The organism is Tatumella citrea, from assembly GCF_002163585.1.
Taxonomy (GTDB): domain Bacteria; phylum Pseudomonadota; class Gammaproteobacteria; order Enterobacterales; family Enterobacteriaceae; genus Tatumella; species Tatumella citrea.
Genome location: NZ_CP015579.1, coordinates 1526333 through 1542872, shown reverse-complemented (window position 1 = coordinate 1542872; position 16540 = coordinate 1526333). Strand labels below are relative to the sequence as shown.

Below are 16540 nucleotides of genomic sequence, written 5' to 3'. Positions count from 1 at the left end.
ACGGTGACACAACAGACCACACTCTTTTGTAATCAGCAGACCATTTCCGGGCCGGGAAGTATCCGGCAACTCAGTCAGCTAATCTCCCAGCCAGGGCTGCCAACACTGCTCTTCAGCTGCCGCTCTTTTCTGGAAAGCGAGGTCTGGCAACAGTTACAGGAATCCCTCTCTCCCTGGATCCTCGGGATAATCACCGTCAGCCACGAAGCTTCTCCACAACAACTGGATGAATGGATTTCAGAATGGCGTGGTAAAGCAGAACGGGTAGTGGCTATTGGCGGAGGGAGTGTTCTGGATGCCGGCAAAGCCTTTAGTACTCTCTGCCTGCAACCCCTTCCGACAGTGCATTATCTGGAAAAAATTGGTGATACACCGCTGGACGGCAAACGGCTGCCATTAATCGCGGTCCCAACCACTGCAGGCACCGGCAGTGAAGCCACCCAAAACTCAGTGGTCACAGACCAACAGCACTATCAGGTTAAAGCATCTCTGCGCCACCCTCGGCTGGTACCGGATATCGCTATCCTTGACCCGTTGCTGCTGCGCCATGCTCCTGCTGCAGTGCTGACCCGCTGCGGAATTGATGCGTTTACGCATCTGTTCGAAGCCTGGTTATCTTCTAAAAGCAGTTTTTTCAGCCGTCAGTTCTCTCTGCAAGGCATGCTGTTGTTTATCGCTGCATGGCCCGATCTCGACCGTCAGGACCAGCGGGGAGACGAGGCACGTGAAAAGATGATGATGGCATCCTGGCTCGGTGGACTGAGCCTGTCAATGGCAGGGCTCGGGGTGATTCACGGAATTGCCGGGGAAGCCGGTGCTATTATGCCGTGGCACCACGGCGAAGTGTGTGGTCGGTTACTGCTACCGTTCCTGGCTTTATGTGCAGAGGAACAGCACCCTGAACTGCAAGCCCGTTTGACCGAACTACATCATCACTTATTTCCGTCACAGAAAGAGGCCAATCCGGCACGCTATCTGGCTAAATGGCTGCAAAAAAACACAGTTTGTGACTTTTGGCAGTCGCCACCGTCACTTAGCCCTGCACAGCTGGAAAAAATACTTAGTACTGCTAACAGCAAAAACTCACTGATTACTTACAACCGTGAACAGTTGCTGTTTATGATTCGCGAAAGCTGGCCGGTTATCGGTGAATAACCGGTTGCCGGTGATACTTACACCAGCAACCGACATGTCAGCGCCGGAAAAATTGCAGAAAGGCATTCCGGTGCTGTCGGTCACGGAACGTGCTGATCAGAAATTCCAGCAGGTTAAACAGCAGACACAGCAGCAGTAATACCATCACATACGGCAAAGCATTTTGCCACGGTAACCCCATCTGATTAACCCCGGCAATTGCTTTGACTGCCCAGGTGGAAGGCAGCAAATCGGATAACAGACGAACTCCCCACGGCATTGCCTGCACCGGCCAGATGGTTCCTGATATATAGAATACCGGCATGGTAATAAATGACAGTGTCAGATAAACAATTTCCACCCGTCGGATACATTCGGTAAGCAGGTTTCCGAGACTTATTACCGCCAGCAAAAACGGGAATGTCAGCAATAAAAGCTCGGGGATAGAGGCCGTTTGCCGATAACCCAGAACCCAGGGCCAAAGCCCGAACAGTACGATGGACAAAAATAACCAAACCGGAACCAGCGCCGAATAGGCCCCCAGGATCACCGACAGCGAAGGCTTACCACGGGCACTGATGGTCAGATTTACCCGGACGCTGGCAATCAGCAATGAGTGTTGTAACAACATCACCAGTAGTCCGGGAAAAATGATGGCAGCAAAACTAATACCCGGGTTAAACACCGGCTGAGTTACCGCCCGTATCGGGGTTAACAGCACATTAGCTTCGGGTAAGGTAAAACCGTTATTCAGCAGTATGGTTGTTTCGTACTGCGCCAACATTTGCTGATAGGCAGCGATAACATCCTGTTCTATCTGCCCGTTAGCCAGACGGTTAGTGGCATCACCAAAAACCGGTATGGCCACACTGTTCCCCGCCAGCATTTTTTTCTCTAAATCAACCGGCATAACAATAACTGCGAACAGCTTACGCCACCCCAGATCACGGCGGGCATGTTCCAGGCTGGAGTAATTAATCATATCAATTTTTGAAGTCGCATCCAGAGAACGGATAAGTAATCTGCTGGCAGGGCTATGGTCCATATCCACCACTGCAACCGGTAAATCCCAGACAGTACGGTTAGCATAAACCATACTCATAATACACAGAGATATCAGCAGTATAGCCCACATAGGCCTGGCAAGCATTCCGGAAAGCACGGTAATAAACGTCTGACGATACTCTTTCATACCATCGCCTCCTGATCGCGTAACCGTGCCGGAAGCCTTTTACGTACCAGCAGACTAATAACCACAGGGTAGATCAGTAACACTGCGCAGACCTCAGCCACAGGCATTGCCGGAACCTCGCGCAGAAACAGGTCAAACATGGCATAGAGTGCATGAGTCAAGGGTTCAAGGTTGGAGATTAACTGTGCTGGCCAGGGCATTGATAACTCTGGTACAGCCATTCCCGAGAAGGTCATGGCAATACTGACCATTAATGCCATCAGGGTATAAGCAGTGATAGCTGTACGGGTAAAAGTAAACAAAAATACAGCCAGACTTTGCGCGGCAATAATGTAAAAGAACGCCACAAAAAACATATAGACCGGATTTCCAACCACCCTCGCATCAGAACTCCAGACCAGCAAGGCTATCTGAGCCATCAACACCGTTGTGTACATCAGTGTGTATGGCGCCAGTTTACCCAGCAACGATAATGTGAAGGAGTTCGAATAGATCAATGGCTTGCTGCGTGAAAGCACATAGATCATGCAGGTCACCACAAACAACTGCATCAGATGAATGGTGGCAGCAAACTGCTGGTAATAAATGTAACTGCCACTGGCATTAAACAGGGTTTGATAGGTCAGGGAAACCTGGGGCAGAGTTGGTACTGTCTTACCAATTTTTCCGGCAATAATCGTCCGGTAACGGGTATTTATGTCGGTCATCAGCCCCGAAAAGTCCTGGGTTGAATAGAGTCCGGCAGCATAGAACAGTGCATTGTAATAAAACACTACCTGAGGCTGGCGACCAGCCAGTGCATCGGACTCAAAATTTACCGGAATATAGAGAATGCCGTAATCTTCTGCAGTTCGTAGTTTTTCTTCAGCTTCCGGTAAACCTCCCGGCCATTCGGTCAGCCTTGCATGAGGGCCGGCATCCAGTTTGCGAATCAACTCCCTGGATAGTTCGCTGTGATCGTTATCAACTACCGCTACTGGCAGATGCAGCAATGTTCCTGCCGAAAAGTTGCTGCTTAAGAGCCAGAACAATAATAACGGGAAACACCAGGTCAGCCAGTGAATAACCGGCTTACGAAAATCAACCCGTATTTCCTTACTGAATGCACGGCTGAAACAGCGCCAGCTGCGTTTTAGTGTTGCCACTGCCATAATGCACTCATTCCCTGTCGTAATCCTTTTACCGGCATCACCGGCCACAAACGAACCTCAAAGGTTTTCAGGTCAAAATCCCCGGTAGCCCTGGTCGCGCTTTTGGTAGAGAAATCTCCCAATGGGGCAATGTAGTGCACCTTCGCTTCGATCATTTTGTTGTTTAACGCCGGAACTCTTAACCTGACAGTGTCCCCCTTACGGACATGGGCAAGAATATCTTCCCGCAGGTTGAATACGAAATAAGCCTGCGGCAATCTGACCAGCGTCAGTAACGGGCTGGAGGCCGTGAGTAATTCACCGACTTCTGCGGGTATCGGGCCCACTTCCCCGGAAACCGGAGCTCTTACCAGCAAGTCATCAGTCTGGGCTTTCACTTCCAGCAGTTGCTGTTCAGCTTCATCTAACTGAGCGGCATAGATATCACGCTGCTCCAGCCGGTCTCCGTTCAGGCCTTCATCCAGGTTGGCGCGGGCACTCTGCATGGCATGCAAAGCGGTATTACGACTGGTTCGTGCAGTCTCCAGATCCTGTGCAGAAATATAACCTCTGGCCGCTATTTTTTGCTGGCGCTCATATTCGTCACGGGCATTCTGATAATCAGCCGTTGCAGAGTCCAGTTCGGCCCGCAGATTGCGGAGGCTCTCTTCGCGGGTGCCATTCAGCGATAAATCCAGCTGAGCCTTTGCCTGGTCGCGTGCAGCTTCAGCTGCACGTAACTGAGCAATCAGCTCAGGTGCGTCCAGTTTCATCAGTACCTGTCCTGCTTTTACATCATCGCCACGCTCTACCAGTCGTTCGACCACCCGTCCTTTCGCTTTAGAGGCGACAATAACTTCAGGTGCATCAACTTCCCCCTGTAATAACAACCCCTGATTCTGCGCCCTGAAAAAAACGGCCAGGGAAACCACCGCAATCATTAATAACACGGTGAGTATTATTTTCTTATTCATACTAACTGCTCCGGCTTACAATCTGTCTGCTCCATGATCATTCCTGAGTAGTCTGACATAAATTCAGCATAGAGCATTGATATAGATTATGCATAAGTAATTCCAACGATTTATTTCAGATATTTTGCGAAAATTCGCTATTTTTCAGCACTAAAGCAAAATCGTCATGCAATTAGAAAATAATAATTCAGCCCGGATGAATCAGTTCTCATTTACCGGGTGTAAAAATAAAATATATAGCGTTTAAATAACCGGGAATATAACCGACAGCATAAAATAATTATGCTGCTATTCCACAAAGCGATGCCATGATAGCGGCCTGGTTTGATACTGCGAATGCTTATCAGCGGTCACCGGTTGTGAAACAAGCTTCGTTACAGAAAGGTATCCCGGTGCAGAAATGACAGCTAGCCCTGTTCAAAAGCGTGACAAACATCACCTATCTTAGATGCAGCCTATCAAATTGATATGCAGTAACGGATTTAACCCTAAAGCGCGGAAGGTTATGATTTAACCAGTTCAAAAATACATTATCGACAGAGGTGACTATGTTTTCATTAAACCGTTTTAACAGTAAAGAACTGGCACTGGCCTATGTCTCTGCACAGAAAGAGCCTTTGTCTCCGGCAGAGTTTCTGAATGCTGTGACCGCTGCAGAGCTGTCATTCAGCCGGTTGCTTAATTCTTCACAACTGCCTGAGAAACAGCCGCAGCCTGCATACTCTTTTGAAAGTTAAGCAGTAATGCCAGAGGTGCTGTTTGCATGACCCGCCGGAAAAAAGTCAGTTACAGACTCAGCAGACACGGAAGTGAATGGTATACAGTTGTTCGACGCCCGGATAAATTTTTGCAATCACCTGGCGGAGTTGCTGTTCTGTCATATTTTCCTGGCGGGCATGTTCAGTCGTCAACTCAGACTGGCGAACCGGTGTGACACTCAATACTTCCAGTGTGGCAAAATATTCCCCGTTATCCTCATAACCTGCCCGGAGGCGTTGACCCTGCCGGAATCCCGATTCTTTCTCATCCCGCAGTGTAATCGTCTTTTTGCCTGCTAAAATATCCGGGGCAAAATGCCGGTAAAATGTAATGTCTGTACTCATGATAGACCTTTTCTGGCTTTGTCAGACAGCACAGGGCCACTGACGGCGCCCTATGATATCAACGTTTAGGAGACTACCAGCTTTTAATCGCACCGCCATTGAAGATAACATCCGCAGCAGCAGCTACTTCCGGCGACTGGTAAGCTTTGATAAATGTCTTCACATTCTCAGCATCTTTATTATCTTCACGGGTAACAATAATATTCACATAAGGTGAGTTTTTATCTTCAATAAAGATACCGTCACGGGTCGGTGATAACCCGGTTTGTTGGATATAGGTCGTACTGATAATTGCCACAGTGACCTTCGGATCATCAAGCACCCTTGGCAGTTGAGCCCCTTCCATTGCGATAATATTCAGGTTCAGTGGATTACTGGTAATATCAGGCAAAGTTGGTAATAACCCGGTTCCTTCCCGTAAGGTGACCAGTTTTTCTTTTTGCAGCAACAACAGTGCTCTGCCCAGGTTGGTCGGATCGTTAGGTATGGCGATGGTGTCACCGTTTTTTAATTCACTGACCTGATGAATTTTGCGTGAATAGCCGGCCATCGGAAATACAAAGGTATTCGCGACTGCGACCAGGTGGTAACCTCTCGCCTTGTTATCCTGTTCAAGGAAAGGCCTGTGCTGGAATACATTGGCATCCAACTCTTTATGAGCTGTCGGTTCATTAGGCAGTAGCGAACCACTAAACCCTACCAGTTCAACGTGCAGACCGTATTTTTTCAACGCAACCTGTTTAGCAACTTCAGCCACATCCTGTTCCGCGCCGTTAATAACACCCACTTTAATATGGTGACTGTCTTCAGACGATTTATCACATCCTGCAAGCAGACAGCCACTCAGGATGAGTAATGCCGGAAACAGCAACTTTATAAATTTGTTCACCTGAACTCCCGGAGTCATTTCAAAATGTAAGTTTTTCTTATAATGACATAACCACCAGGCAGGGAGAAGCCGTTAATTCTTTAATTTTCAATAAAAAATATTCAACATTCCCCCGCTGATATTGCTATGCAGCGGACAAAATGTTTCAGCTCCGGTGGGAGCATCAGGGCGTTTCTTCATGGAATAGCCACTGTCTGAAATCGCGGATTTCGTCCAGACTGATGGTGTGTCCCATACCAGGATAAGTTTTAAACGTGACAGACGGGGTAAATGCCGTTAATTGTTTTACTGCCTGTTGGGCTTTTTTCAACGGAATTCGTTGGTCGGCTTCACCATGACCCACAAACACCTGCAACTGTTTCGCCGCCGCCAGCGGAACTGCCGACGGATCAAAACCGGCAGGCAGACGTCCGCTGAACACCGCAACACCATGAAATAACTGAGGGTGAGTCAAAGCAACCGCATAGGTCATGACGGCCCCCTGGCTAAATCCCCCCAGATAAGTATGGCTGGCCGAAATATGGTACTGATGCTGGAGAGTAGTGATTGTTTTGACAACTTCATCATCACTTTGCGCAACATCGTCCACTTCCTGCTGTTCACTACCGTTACTCCGGTACCACTGATAACTGTCACCGGCGACCGGCAACGGGGCCCGTAAAGAAACCACCAGCATGTTGCCTGGCACAATGACCGGGAAATCGTTAAAGTCCTGCTCATTGGCGCCATAGCCATGCATCATGACCAGCATTGAGGGGTTTTGTCCGGACAATGCGGCGGGCATAAATAAATAACTGAGATCAGCAGCACCCGCCAAAGGAGCCGCCAATAAACAGCTGTATATACTTAGTGCGGCAAGAGATTTTTTCACCAGATTACCTCAATACATTTCATGACTAATGACCACTATTCAACGTCACCGGATAACTGCCACTGGCCCTGAGAACTGCTCCAGCGGACAGCCGGAAACAAGGCTAACCGGATATTGAAAACAAAATAGAAAGGCATATAAAGATTAATGTTATTTTTTGCCAGCGGCTCCATCTGCACTAATACTCTTTCCAGCTCCCGTAACACATCCCCACCAGGCAATTCGTGGATATTTTTTAACCGCCGTTTCAGATACAGGCTAATTTCATGAAATAGTGGATCAGTCCGGACACCTGCCTGTTGCAGTATCTGGTAATAACGGCCATAAAAGTCGAATAAGTTGGCCCCCAGCCACAACTCAGTGATCAGATTATTTTCCATGGTCATGTTAATCCCGGGGTCAACCACATTGCGGGGCAGAATAATATTAATCCGGTCCAGCATTCGTTGGATAAATTGCTGGCGTTGCAGCAATGTTGATTTCTGCAGACGAATATCCCCCAGTAACTGAAGCAGCTCACGCAGCCCCGCTCTCAGCGCCCTTCTCGCTATCCATGAAGGACGTTTGTTACGGATTAACAATGTAATTACCAGCGAGAGAACAATACCGACGGTAGTGGAAAGCGCGGCATTAATGGTGGCGAAAGTATTGGGTGCGAAATCGTGGCTGAAACCAATATATCCCGGTAACTGGGTGGCAATAATCAGACCAATAAAATTGGTGGCCGGGTTGGCGATAATCAGCCCCATAAAAATTAAGGCTGGTGACAGGCAAATGATTAATGCTTCAAAAGTGATAGCCCGCGGAATGATGACCATTGAATAAAAGATACTGATCGCTATGGCAATGACCACGCCTTTCATAAATATGCGCATTCCGCCGATGGGACTGTCGTGGGTCGCAAAAAATGAACAGGTTACCGCAGCAAACATAGCGGCGTTAGAACCACTGCTCCAACCGGTACCTATCCACAGCAGACAACAGACAAAGGTGGCGATAAAAGCAGTAAACGATGACAGTGCGGCCATACCTTCATCGACATATTTTTTTCGATGCATCACCTCAGGCTTCCCGCGACGTCTTTTCAGCTGCGACAGTCTGACTTCCACACCGTGATAAGCGGTCAGAATACGGACAAAGTTTTGCAGTCGTTCAATTAACCCGGTAAACAACAAACTCTGCTCTGTACCCAATTCATTAGTTAAAAACCGCTGCTGGATAATTGACTGGGTTTCTTCCAACTGGCGGGTCACTGACTCACTGTTCTCTTCAGCCGAATCGTCCAGCCATGCCAGAAAACGTGTAACGCTCAGTCGCATCTCTTCGGGCAACTGAATATTTTCCGCTGCCAGTAATTTCAGACGCTTTTCGATAGCCGTCAGTGTAGGCACCAGGTATGAGAGATGCTGATACTGAGCTGACACCAGCCGCACCAGCCGCTGGACCTGATTAGCTTCATAGGCGCAATGCGTCATCAGCACTTCTACATTCAGCGGGTAATTAGCCATCTGTACCAGTATCTGATCCCTTTCCGGGGAATCCGCTGACTGATGCTGGGTTAATAATGAACCGCAGACTTTTTTCGCCTGCTGGTACCAGTTATTAACGCTGTTTTCCAGTAATGAACGCATACTGACCGGGAAGATCAACACATGTACCAGGCTACTGATAATTATCCCAACAGCCACTTCTTCAATCCGTGAAATGACGGTATAGCTAATGTCAGAAGGAGTCGTTACATCAGGAAACCCCATAATCGCAGCACTGTAGCCTGCCAGCATAAAAATATAACTTTTGGGAGTCCGGTCATGTAAGGATAAATACAGGCACACAGCGACCCAGCAGGATACTGCCAGACTGAACATCACCGGATACATTACTGTGGAAGGATAAATCAGGAAAATAAATACTCCGCCGAGTACTGTCCCCGCCAGCCTGAATAGCGATTTTGATACTGTAGAAGCGGTATAAATCTGCGAAACTACATACACCGTCGTCAGAGACCACGTTGGTTTTTCCAGATTGAGCTCTAATGCCAGATAAAAGGCGAGAAAAGCAGCAAGTGTCGTTTTTAACGAAAAAATAAACGCACTTTTTGTTAAAAAATTCATAGGGCTCAGTAAGTTGAGAATAAAATTCTGTTCAGAGACTTTAGTATAATACACCGTCGAAGTCGGGCACGATAAAAATTGTAACAGCCGTAATGTAATTAATCTTATCCTGCAGATTACCCTGAAATTAACATAAGCAGTGCTTATAACACCTGCCACAACCGGCATCCTCTCAGGGGTTCACCCTCATCACTCCGGCCAGCAGAGTCCCGGACATTCACCCGAAAAAATTTAAGAAAAAATAACTTCAATAAAGAAGCAGATTATTTAATTAATTATCCCGGAAAAACTGAAACAGTATTTAAAACTCACACTGTAATTAATTTAATTGCAGAAAATAAAATCAGCCGGTTATTTACTCCTGACACTCACGGGAATTATGATCATCTCTCCTTGTTGAAACATTTAACAATCAGAGGTTTTAACAACAGTAGTTATTTTACGGTCACACTCACCATTGCCCCCGGGCAACCACATTACAGGGAATATTATTTTTTCATATTAAAATCAATAATTTATTTAAGACGCACCAACAAAACCAATACCACCACCCTGATAATCCGTCACAGCAAGAGCGATTTATCCTGTTTTACTACTGCTTAATCATAGAATCACAATGACATGTTAATGGTGTTATTTTTACATTCTGAAATTCCCTGAGATTATTTCAGCCTGTGTTAGCTGATAGAATGTTATCGAAACGTAAAATAATTTTAAAAACTATTCGAGTAATGTCCGGAGTCATCCATGAAATGCGCTTATTTATCTTTACTGATAAGTACGCTGCTGTATGCCGGTTTTTCGCCCGCCACTCAGGCTGAAACACCCGCGACAGCAGAAACTCTGCTTGCACAAGGAAAATATTTATCTGTGGCTGCAGACTGTAGCGCCTGCCATGACAGTCCCGATCACCATGTCATGGCTGGCGGAAACAGTATAAATTCCCCACTGGGCAAGATTGTTGCCAGTAACATTACCCCGTCAGTGCACTATGGCATTGGCAGTTATACCGAGCAGCAATTTTCGGATGCGGTTCGAAAAGGTATTAATGCTCAGGGCGAAAACCTCTACCCTGCAATGCCTTACACCTCTTACAGCCAGCTCACCGACAGCGATATCCACGCGTTGTATTACTATTTTATGCATGGTGTAACTGCTGTCGATCGCGCCGCTGGGGCCACACAGCTGCCCTTTCCGTTTAACCTGCGTATCAGCATGAAACTGTGGAATGCTCTGTATGCGGACAACAAGCCGTTCCGTCCTTCATCCTCGCAAACCGATCAGGTTAACCGCGGCAACTATCTGATTTACGGGTTGGCTCATTGTGATACCTGCCATACACCGCGAAATGCCCTGATGGCCGAAAAATCTGACCAGTCTCTCTCCGGGGGATCACTCGGCCAATGGTATGCACCCAATATCACCTCAGATAAGTCCTCTGGTATCGGTAACTGGAGCGATCAGCAACTGTACCAGTATCTGAAGACCGGACATGCTGTCGGCAAAGCCCAGGCTGCCGGGCCAATGGCAGAAGCTATTGAACACAGCCTGCAATACCTGTCTGATGATGACCTGCATGCGATTGTAGCCAGCCTTCGTCTAACCAGACCGGTGAATACTGCATCCGCAGATCGCGGGATGCAGGGTAAAGCAATATCTGATGAAAACAGTATCCGTGGTACCAAAGTTGCCAGCGGAGAGCCGGTTTCCGGCCCAATGTCAGGGGCAATTCTGTACTCAGGTAACTGTGCTGCCTGCCATACGCCTTCCGGTGCCGGATCCTACAGCCAGAATTATCCGTCACTGGTACACAACACCACTGTAGGGAGCACCGATCCCACTAATCTGATTGCCACTCTGTTATTTGGCGTTCACCGTACCGTTGATCAACAAAGCATCACAATGCCCGCCTTTGGGCCACAAGGCTATACCGACCGTCTTAGCTTTGCAGAGATTGCCACACTGGCGACCTATGTCCGGCAGACTTATGGCGCCGGAGGTGAAGCTGTCAGCGAACAACAGGTAGAGCAGGTTTACCAGGGTGGGCCTAAGCCGCTGATTGGCTGGCTGGCCGACGGAAGAATACAGGCTTTAATCGTTGTAGTGCTGTTGCTGTTGGCTGGCCTGATTATCACCGTAGTGCGCAAAGGGAGAAAAGCATGAAACTCACAGATACTATTTCGACAGATCGCCGAAAACTGATTAAGTCATTATCGTTGCTGACCGTATTCTCTGTGAGTGGGTTACGTCTGGTGACCTGTCCGGCATTTGCTGGCGGTTTGCCTGCCAGTGCGGATTTTCATGAATTCTCAACCTTTGTTATTGGCCGGCCAGTAGATCCTGTTTTATCAGGCCGTTATTTTGCCGCATTGCAGGCTGCAGACGGACATTTCATTCAACAACTGAATCAGGCGATGGTTGCCAGTGTCCCGTTTCGCAGTCAGGGGATTGATACGATGCTGGCATCACTCCCTCACGACAGTGACATCTTTAATACCCTTAAAAAAATCACCTCAGCCTGGTATCTGGGAATCGTCGGCGAAGGCGCCGGGGCGACTCTGATCGCCTTCCATGACGCACTGATGTTCCAGCCAACCCGTGAATACGTTTTTGTTCCCGGTTATGGCGGGGGCCCTGACAGTTGGGTCTCACTTAAACATCCCGACTTACTGAGCGAAGATACCGAGCAGGAACAGAAAAATGGCTAATACTACTTTAGATTTCGACTACGTTATCGTCGGCTCAGGCGTTACCGGAGCACTGATTGCCTGGCAATTGTCCCGTCATGGTAAACGGGTTTGTATGATTGAGGCCGGCGATCACATTCAACGCTGGAAAGCGATAGAGCATTACCGCAGTTTGCCGGATAAAAGCATCGCCAATAATTCACCCTACCCTAATCTGGAGTGGGCACCCAATCCCATTGGCGGGCATTATCTGGAACAAAAGGGCCCGGTAAATTATGCGACGACTTATATCAGAATGGTGGGGGGAACTACCTGGCACTGGGACTCTGCGACCTGGAGACTGTTACCGTCAGATTTTGAACTTAAAACCCGCTATGGCGTAGGCCGCGACTGGCCGATTGGTTACGAAGTGCTGGAACCCTGGTATCAGAAAGCTGAAGAGCAACTGGGGGTCAATGGCTGGGATACTGAAGATCAGAGTGGCCAGGGCAAAGATCATTACCCTCCACGTTCACAACCCTATCCTACTCCGGGCCACCCGTTCAGTTGGGGACAACAGGTTGTTGCCGGTAAACTTGAGGCGGCGGGTTACTCTGCCATTCATGAACCCAATGCCAGGCTTTCTGTGGCTACCGCCGAACGTCCGGCCTGTGCCGGAAATAATACCTGTGACCCTATTTGCCCCATCGGCGCTAAATATACCGCTGACTTTCATGTGCAAAAAGCGCTCGACCATGGCTGTACATTGCTTTCTAACTCGGTGGTTTACCGTGTCGAGGCCGGAGATGATGGTAAAATTACCGCTGTGCATTTCCGTCGGCCGGATAAGTCAACGGGAACAGTTAGCGGGAAAGTTTTTGTGATTGCTGCTAATGCAATTGAGACGCCTAAATTGCTGCTGATGTCCGTATCGGAGCGCTATCCTCAGGGTATTGCTAATACATCAGGTCAGGTCGGGCGAAATCTGATGGATCACACCGGACTGGGCTTTAATCTGGTGACCGAAGATGAAGTCTGGCCAGGTACCGGGCCTAATGCCTTGCTGGTGATGCTCAATGCCCGTGAAGGGAAATTCAGAGCCGAAAGAGCGTCTTATAAAACTAAATTTCGTAATACCGCCGTCAATTTTGCCGTCACTAAGTCCCTGATTAAACAGGGAATCATGGGTAATGAGCTCTACCGGCAAATTAAATATCAGTCTGCCCGTCAGTTATCTATTGCCGTCGATCTGGAAACTTTGCCTAACCCGCAGAATCGTATTGTCCCAAGTAAAGATCGGACTGACAGCCTGGGGATCCCTGTCCCGGAAATCCACTACGATGTGGATGATTACTGGAATAAAGGGCGCGATGCTGCTATCGCTGACGTACAAAATATCGCAAAAATTCTGAACGCAAAGATTGTGGCAACGGATACCAATAAACAAAACCGCGAACATATTTTGGGAACCATGATTATGGGTAACTCACCCACTGATTCGGTGGTGGATAAAAATTGCCGGACTCACGATCATCCCAATTTATATATCGCCGGGACCAGTGTCTTTCCGGCCGTCGGCTGTGTTAATCCGACCCTGACAGGTGCAGCATTAGCTTTACGCATTGCCGACACGTTGTTACAGGATCCAGTGACTTAACTGCCGACACCTTTTCCGTAGTTGCTACACCTATGGCTCCCGATGGCCGATAAACAGCAATCCTGCGCTGTTTATCGGTCCTTTTCGCTCTGTCAGACCATCATTCACTGCCTGACAGGCTTACATCTTCTTTTCACTGTAAACGAAACCTAAAAAACTGATTGCTTTGCTTTTCAGATTTCGTGTTAGTTATTTACCTTATTGTTATTTTTTTACAAAAATCACTTCAAAAACCAGCCTTAGCAGCCTTCTGATCATGCAAACCCTTCGCTAAAAACCGGACTTTTTTATCAAAAAACATCAATGTGAAATAATTAACAACATAATGACATTTAATTTATTTTTAAATATCAATACTTAAATTGATAATAAGAAAAGTTCACTAACAAACGTAATTAAAGTGTAAGTTTTTAGTAATGATTTAGAAAAACAGATGTTTATCGAAAACCTTTATGATAATAATTATCAAACTCATTCAACACGTAACAAATTGTATCTGGAAATACGTATGTATTCTCTTACACAGCAACCTCGTCGTACCCGCTTAGCTATGTTTGTCGGCCTTGCTCTGAGTAGTATGTTGACAACCCCCTCACTCGCGGCTGACAGCAGCAGCGAAACCGAAACCAGCAGCATCACCGATGCGTCCCGTAACCAACATAGCGAAGGCGTGATTGTGGTTAAGGGCAAAGCCGAGGATGAATTAAAACAACAGCCCGGTGCATCACTGATCACTCAAAAGGACATTGAAAACTCCCCGCCAGTAAACGACCTGTCTGAAATCATTCGTAAAATGCCAGGCGTTAATCTTACCGGCAACAGTGCAACCGGTAGCAGAGGTAATAATCGCCAGATCGATATTCGTGGCATGGGACCAGAAAACACACTTATTCTGATAGACGGTGTACCGGTATCCTCACGCAGCTCAGTTCGTTACAGCCGTACCGGAGAAAGGGATACCCGCGGTGACTCTAACTGGGTTCCGCCGGAAATGGTTGACCATATCGATGTACTGCGCGGTCCTGCCGCAGCCCATTATGGTTCCGGAGCGATGGGGGGTGTGGTGAATATTATCACTAAAAAACCTACCAACCAGTGGCACGGTTCGGTATCACTGTTTACCAATCAGCCGGAAAATAAAAAAGAAGGTGCGACAAACCGCACTAACTTTAGTCTGAGCGGGCCACTGATTGACGACGTTCTGACCATGCGGTTATATGGCAATATTAATAAAACGCAGGCAGATGCAGCTGATATTAACACGGCGGAAAATGGCAGTTATGCTGCCGGGCATGAAGGTGTCCGCAACCGCGATATCAATGCGATGTTCGAATGGAAACTCTCACCGCAGCATATCATTGATTTTAACTATGCTTACAGCCGTCAGGGCAATATTTATGCCGGTGACACTCAATACAGTAACAGCAATATCAGTACGTTAGTGCCACAACTTTATGGCCAGGAAACCAACCGTATGTATCGTCAGTCATACAGCCTGACTCACAATGGTTTCTGGGACTGGGGGCAATCAAAATTCACCCTGAGCTATGAAGACACCCACAATACCCGTCTGAATGAAGGTTCTACCGGAAAAGTGGAAGGGATGATTAATGATACCAGTTACTCCACCAGCCGCTATAAAACCTGGCGAGGTAATGGTGAAGTCAATATTCCGTTTGAACTGTGGGTGGATAATACTCTGACCGCCGGATTCGACTGGAGCCGCGAAGAACTCAATGATCCGGCGTCAATTGAAGATACTAATGCATCAGGCTATGACATAGCCGGAACTTCGGGTAACCCGGCAGATCGCAGTCCAAAGAACAGCCAGAACCTGGCGGGAATCTATCTGGAAGATACTATAGATGCTTTACCGGGGACGACCCTGATTCCCGGTCTGCGCATGGATTACAGCGATCGTTTTGGCACCAACTGGAGCCCTTCATTTAATTTCTCTCAGGAACTGACTCAGCATCTGACCCTGAAAGCCGGCATCGCGAGAATGTTTAAAGCACCTAACCTTTACCAGTCAAGTGAAGGATATCTGCTGGCCAGTAGCGGTAATGGTTGTGTTCCTGGTACTACCGGCGGTTGTTATCTGATGGGCAACAAAGATCTGAAACCTGAGATCAGTGTTAACAAAGAAATTGGTCTGCAATGGAATGATGAAGGCTATGCGGCCGGGCTGACGTTCTTCCGAAATGATTATCAGAATAAAATTGTCTCCGGAACCAACTCTGTAGGAACGGTGAATGTTGCCAGTGCCTGGAGCAGTTCAGGCTACAATATCTATCGCTGGGAAAATGGCGGCAAGGCACTGACCCAGGGACTCGAAGCCAACCTGACGGTCCCGGTGGTTGAAGATCTGCTGACCTGGCGTACCAATGCCACTTATATGTTCGATGCTAAGTACAAATCAAATGGCAACCCATTATCATTGATCCCGAAATATACCGTGAATACTTTCCTGGAATTCCAGGTGACACCGAAGCTGACTACGTCTGCTGTCTGGACAGCTTACGGGCGCCAGAAACCACGTTCATCCGCAGATATTCGTAAAGAAGTGGATGCAATGAATGAAACTGAAGTTGGTTCTTACTCTATCTTTGGTCTGACGGCTAACTATAAGATCAGCAAAAATCTGCGGGTAAATGCCGGCATCAGTAACCTGCTGAATAAGAAAATCTATCGTTCAAATGAAGGTGCATCTACCTACAATGAGCCGGGGCGCGCTTATTCAATGGGAATGACAGCATCATTCTGATGCCATGAATCACTCAGCCATCTCAGTTGGCTGAGTGATTATCTTTGTT

General features: G+C 47.7%; 13 protein-coding genes. 6 read left to right on the top strand and 7 right to left on the bottom strand.

Going from position 1 to position 16540, the window contains the following annotated elements:
* Positions 1–3: 3 nt before the first annotated feature.
* A complete protein-coding gene (locus A7K98_RS07320) occupies positions 4–1155 on the top strand; it encodes an iron-containing alcohol dehydrogenase (RefSeq protein ID WP_087487952.1) in 1152 nt (383 codons plus the stop codon).
* 37 nt (positions 1156–1192) lie between these two features.
* On the opposite strand, the gene A7K98_RS07315 is transcribed toward A7K98_RS07320, so the two are convergent.
* The 3 genes from A7K98_RS07315 to A7K98_RS07305 are packed head-to-tail and all read right to left on the bottom strand — an operon-like array spanning position 1193 to position 4430.
* Complete coding sequence (locus A7K98_RS07315) at positions 1193–2326, bottom strand: ABC transporter permease (protein ID WP_087487951.1); 1134 nt, start codon at positions 2324–2326, stop codon at positions 1193–1195.
* Complete coding sequence (locus tag A7K98_RS07310) at positions 2323–3477, bottom strand: ABC transporter permease (RefSeq protein ID WP_087487950.1); 1155 nt, start codon at positions 3475–3477, stop codon at positions 2323–2325. The genes A7K98_RS07315 and A7K98_RS07310 overlap by 4 nt, the downstream gene beginning before the upstream one ends.
* Positions 3459–4430, bottom strand: coding sequence for an HlyD family secretion protein (locus tag A7K98_RS07305; protein ID WP_087487949.1), 972 nt, complete (start codon positions 4428–4430; stop codon positions 3459–3461). The genes A7K98_RS07310 and A7K98_RS07305 overlap by 19 nt, the downstream gene beginning before the upstream one ends.
* Before the next feature lie 548 nt (positions 4431–4978).
* Between A7K98_RS07305 and A7K98_RS07300 the strand changes: the two genes are divergently transcribed.
* The gene (locus A7K98_RS07300) at positions 4979–5167 is read left to right on the top strand and encodes a hypothetical protein (protein ID WP_087487948.1); all 189 of its coding nucleotides are present in this window, start codon (positions 4979–4981) and stop codon (positions 5165–5167) included.
* Positions 5168–5224: 57 nt separating this feature from the next.
* On the opposite strand, the gene yqfB is transcribed toward A7K98_RS07300, so the two are convergent.
* The 4 genes from yqfB to A7K98_RS07280 form a co-directional block, all read right to left on the bottom strand.
* Positions 5225–5533 carry a N(4)-acetylcytidine aminohydrolase gene (yqfB, locus tag A7K98_RS07295; RefSeq protein ID WP_087487947.1) on the bottom strand — a complete coding sequence of 103 codons (309 nt, stop codon included), beginning with the start codon at positions 5531–5533 and terminating at the stop codon, positions 5225–5227.
* Positions 5534–5606: 73 nt separating this feature from the next.
* Complete coding sequence (gene nlpA / locus A7K98_RS07290) at positions 5607–6410, bottom strand: lipoprotein NlpA (RefSeq protein ID WP_407703106.1); 804 nt, start codon at positions 6408–6410, stop codon at positions 5607–5609.
* Between the two features lie 175 nt (positions 6411–6585).
* On the bottom strand, positions 6586–7293 hold the full coding sequence (locus A7K98_RS07285) for an alpha/beta hydrolase (protein ID WP_087487945.1): 708 nt from the start codon (positions 7291–7293) through the stop codon (positions 6586–6588).
* Between the two features lie 35 nt (positions 7294–7328).
* The gene (locus A7K98_RS07280) at positions 7329–9404 is read right to left on the bottom strand and encodes an FUSC family protein (protein WP_087490408.1); all 2076 of its coding nucleotides are present in this window, start codon (positions 9402–9404) and stop codon (positions 7329–7331) included.
* A 747-nt stretch (positions 9405–10151) separates the two neighbouring features.
* Here A7K98_RS07280 and A7K98_RS07275 point away from each other — a divergent pair.
* The 4 genes from A7K98_RS07275 to A7K98_RS07260 all read left to right on the top strand — a co-directional run bounded on the left by A7K98_RS07275 (position 10152) and on the right by A7K98_RS07260 (position 16491).
* Complete coding sequence (locus tag A7K98_RS07275; protein WP_087487944.1) at positions 10152–11567, top strand: cytochrome c; 1416 nt, start codon at positions 10152–10154, stop codon at positions 11565–11567.
* Positions 11564–12112 (top strand): sugar dehydrogenase complex small subunit, encoded by a 549-nt coding sequence (locus tag A7K98_RS07270; RefSeq protein WP_087487943.1) that lies wholly within the window; start codon positions 11564–11566, stop codon positions 12110–12112. Before A7K98_RS07275 ends, A7K98_RS07270 begins: the two co-directional genes overlap by 4 nt.
* Positions 12105–13727 carry a GMC family oxidoreductase gene (locus A7K98_RS07265; RefSeq protein ID WP_087487942.1) on the top strand — a complete coding sequence of 541 codons (1623 nt, stop codon included), beginning with the start codon at positions 12105–12107 and terminating at the stop codon, positions 13725–13727. The genes A7K98_RS07270 and A7K98_RS07265 overlap by 8 nt, the downstream gene beginning before the upstream one ends.
* 508 nt (positions 13728–14235) lie before the next feature.
* Complete coding sequence (locus A7K98_RS07260; protein ID WP_232461599.1) at positions 14236–16491, top strand: FepA family TonB-dependent siderophore receptor; 2256 nt, start codon at positions 14236–14238, stop codon at positions 16489–16491.
* The last annotated feature ends 49 nt before the right edge of the window (positions 16492–16540 follow it).

What these genes read in the sequence shown, in the direction of transcription:
- A7K98_RS07315 (WP_087487951.1), bottom strand. Translation starts at nt 2,326, where the DNA reads ATGAAAGAGTATCGTCAGACGTTTATTACCGTGCTTTCCGGAATGCTT.
- A7K98_RS07310 (WP_087487950.1), bottom strand. Translation starts at nt 3,477, where the DNA reads ATGGCAGTGGCAACACTAAAACGCAGCTGGCGCTGTTTCAGCCGTGCA.
- A7K98_RS07305 (WP_087487949.1), bottom strand. Translation starts at nt 4,430, where the DNA reads ATGAATAAGAAAATAATACTCACCGTGTTATTAATGATTGCGGTGGTT.
- A7K98_RS07300 (WP_087487948.1), top strand. Translation starts at nt 4,979, where the DNA reads ATGTTTTCATTAAACCGTTTTAACAGTAAAGAACTGGCACTGGCCTAT.
- yqfB (WP_087487947.1), bottom strand. Translation starts at nt 5,533, where the DNA reads ATGAGTACAGACATTACATTTTACCGGCATTTTGCCCCGGATATTTTA.
- A7K98_RS07280 (WP_087490408.1), bottom strand. Translation starts at nt 9,404, where the DNA reads ATGAATTTTTTAACAAAAAGTGCGTTTATTTTTTCGTTAAAAACGACA.
- A7K98_RS07275 (WP_087487944.1), top strand. Translation starts at nt 10,152, where the DNA reads ATGAAATGCGCTTATTTATCTTTACTGATAAGTACGCTGCTGTATGCC.
- A7K98_RS07270 (WP_087487943.1), top strand. Translation starts at nt 11,564, where the DNA reads ATGAAACTCACAGATACTATTTCGACAGATCGCCGAAAACTGATTAAG.
- A7K98_RS07265 (WP_087487942.1), top strand. Translation starts at nt 12,105, where the DNA reads ATGGCTAATACTACTTTAGATTTCGACTACGTTATCGTCGGCTCAGGC.
- A7K98_RS07260 (WP_232461599.1), top strand. Translation starts at nt 14,236, where the DNA reads ATGTATTCTCTTACACAGCAACCTCGTCGTACCCGCTTAGCTATGTTT.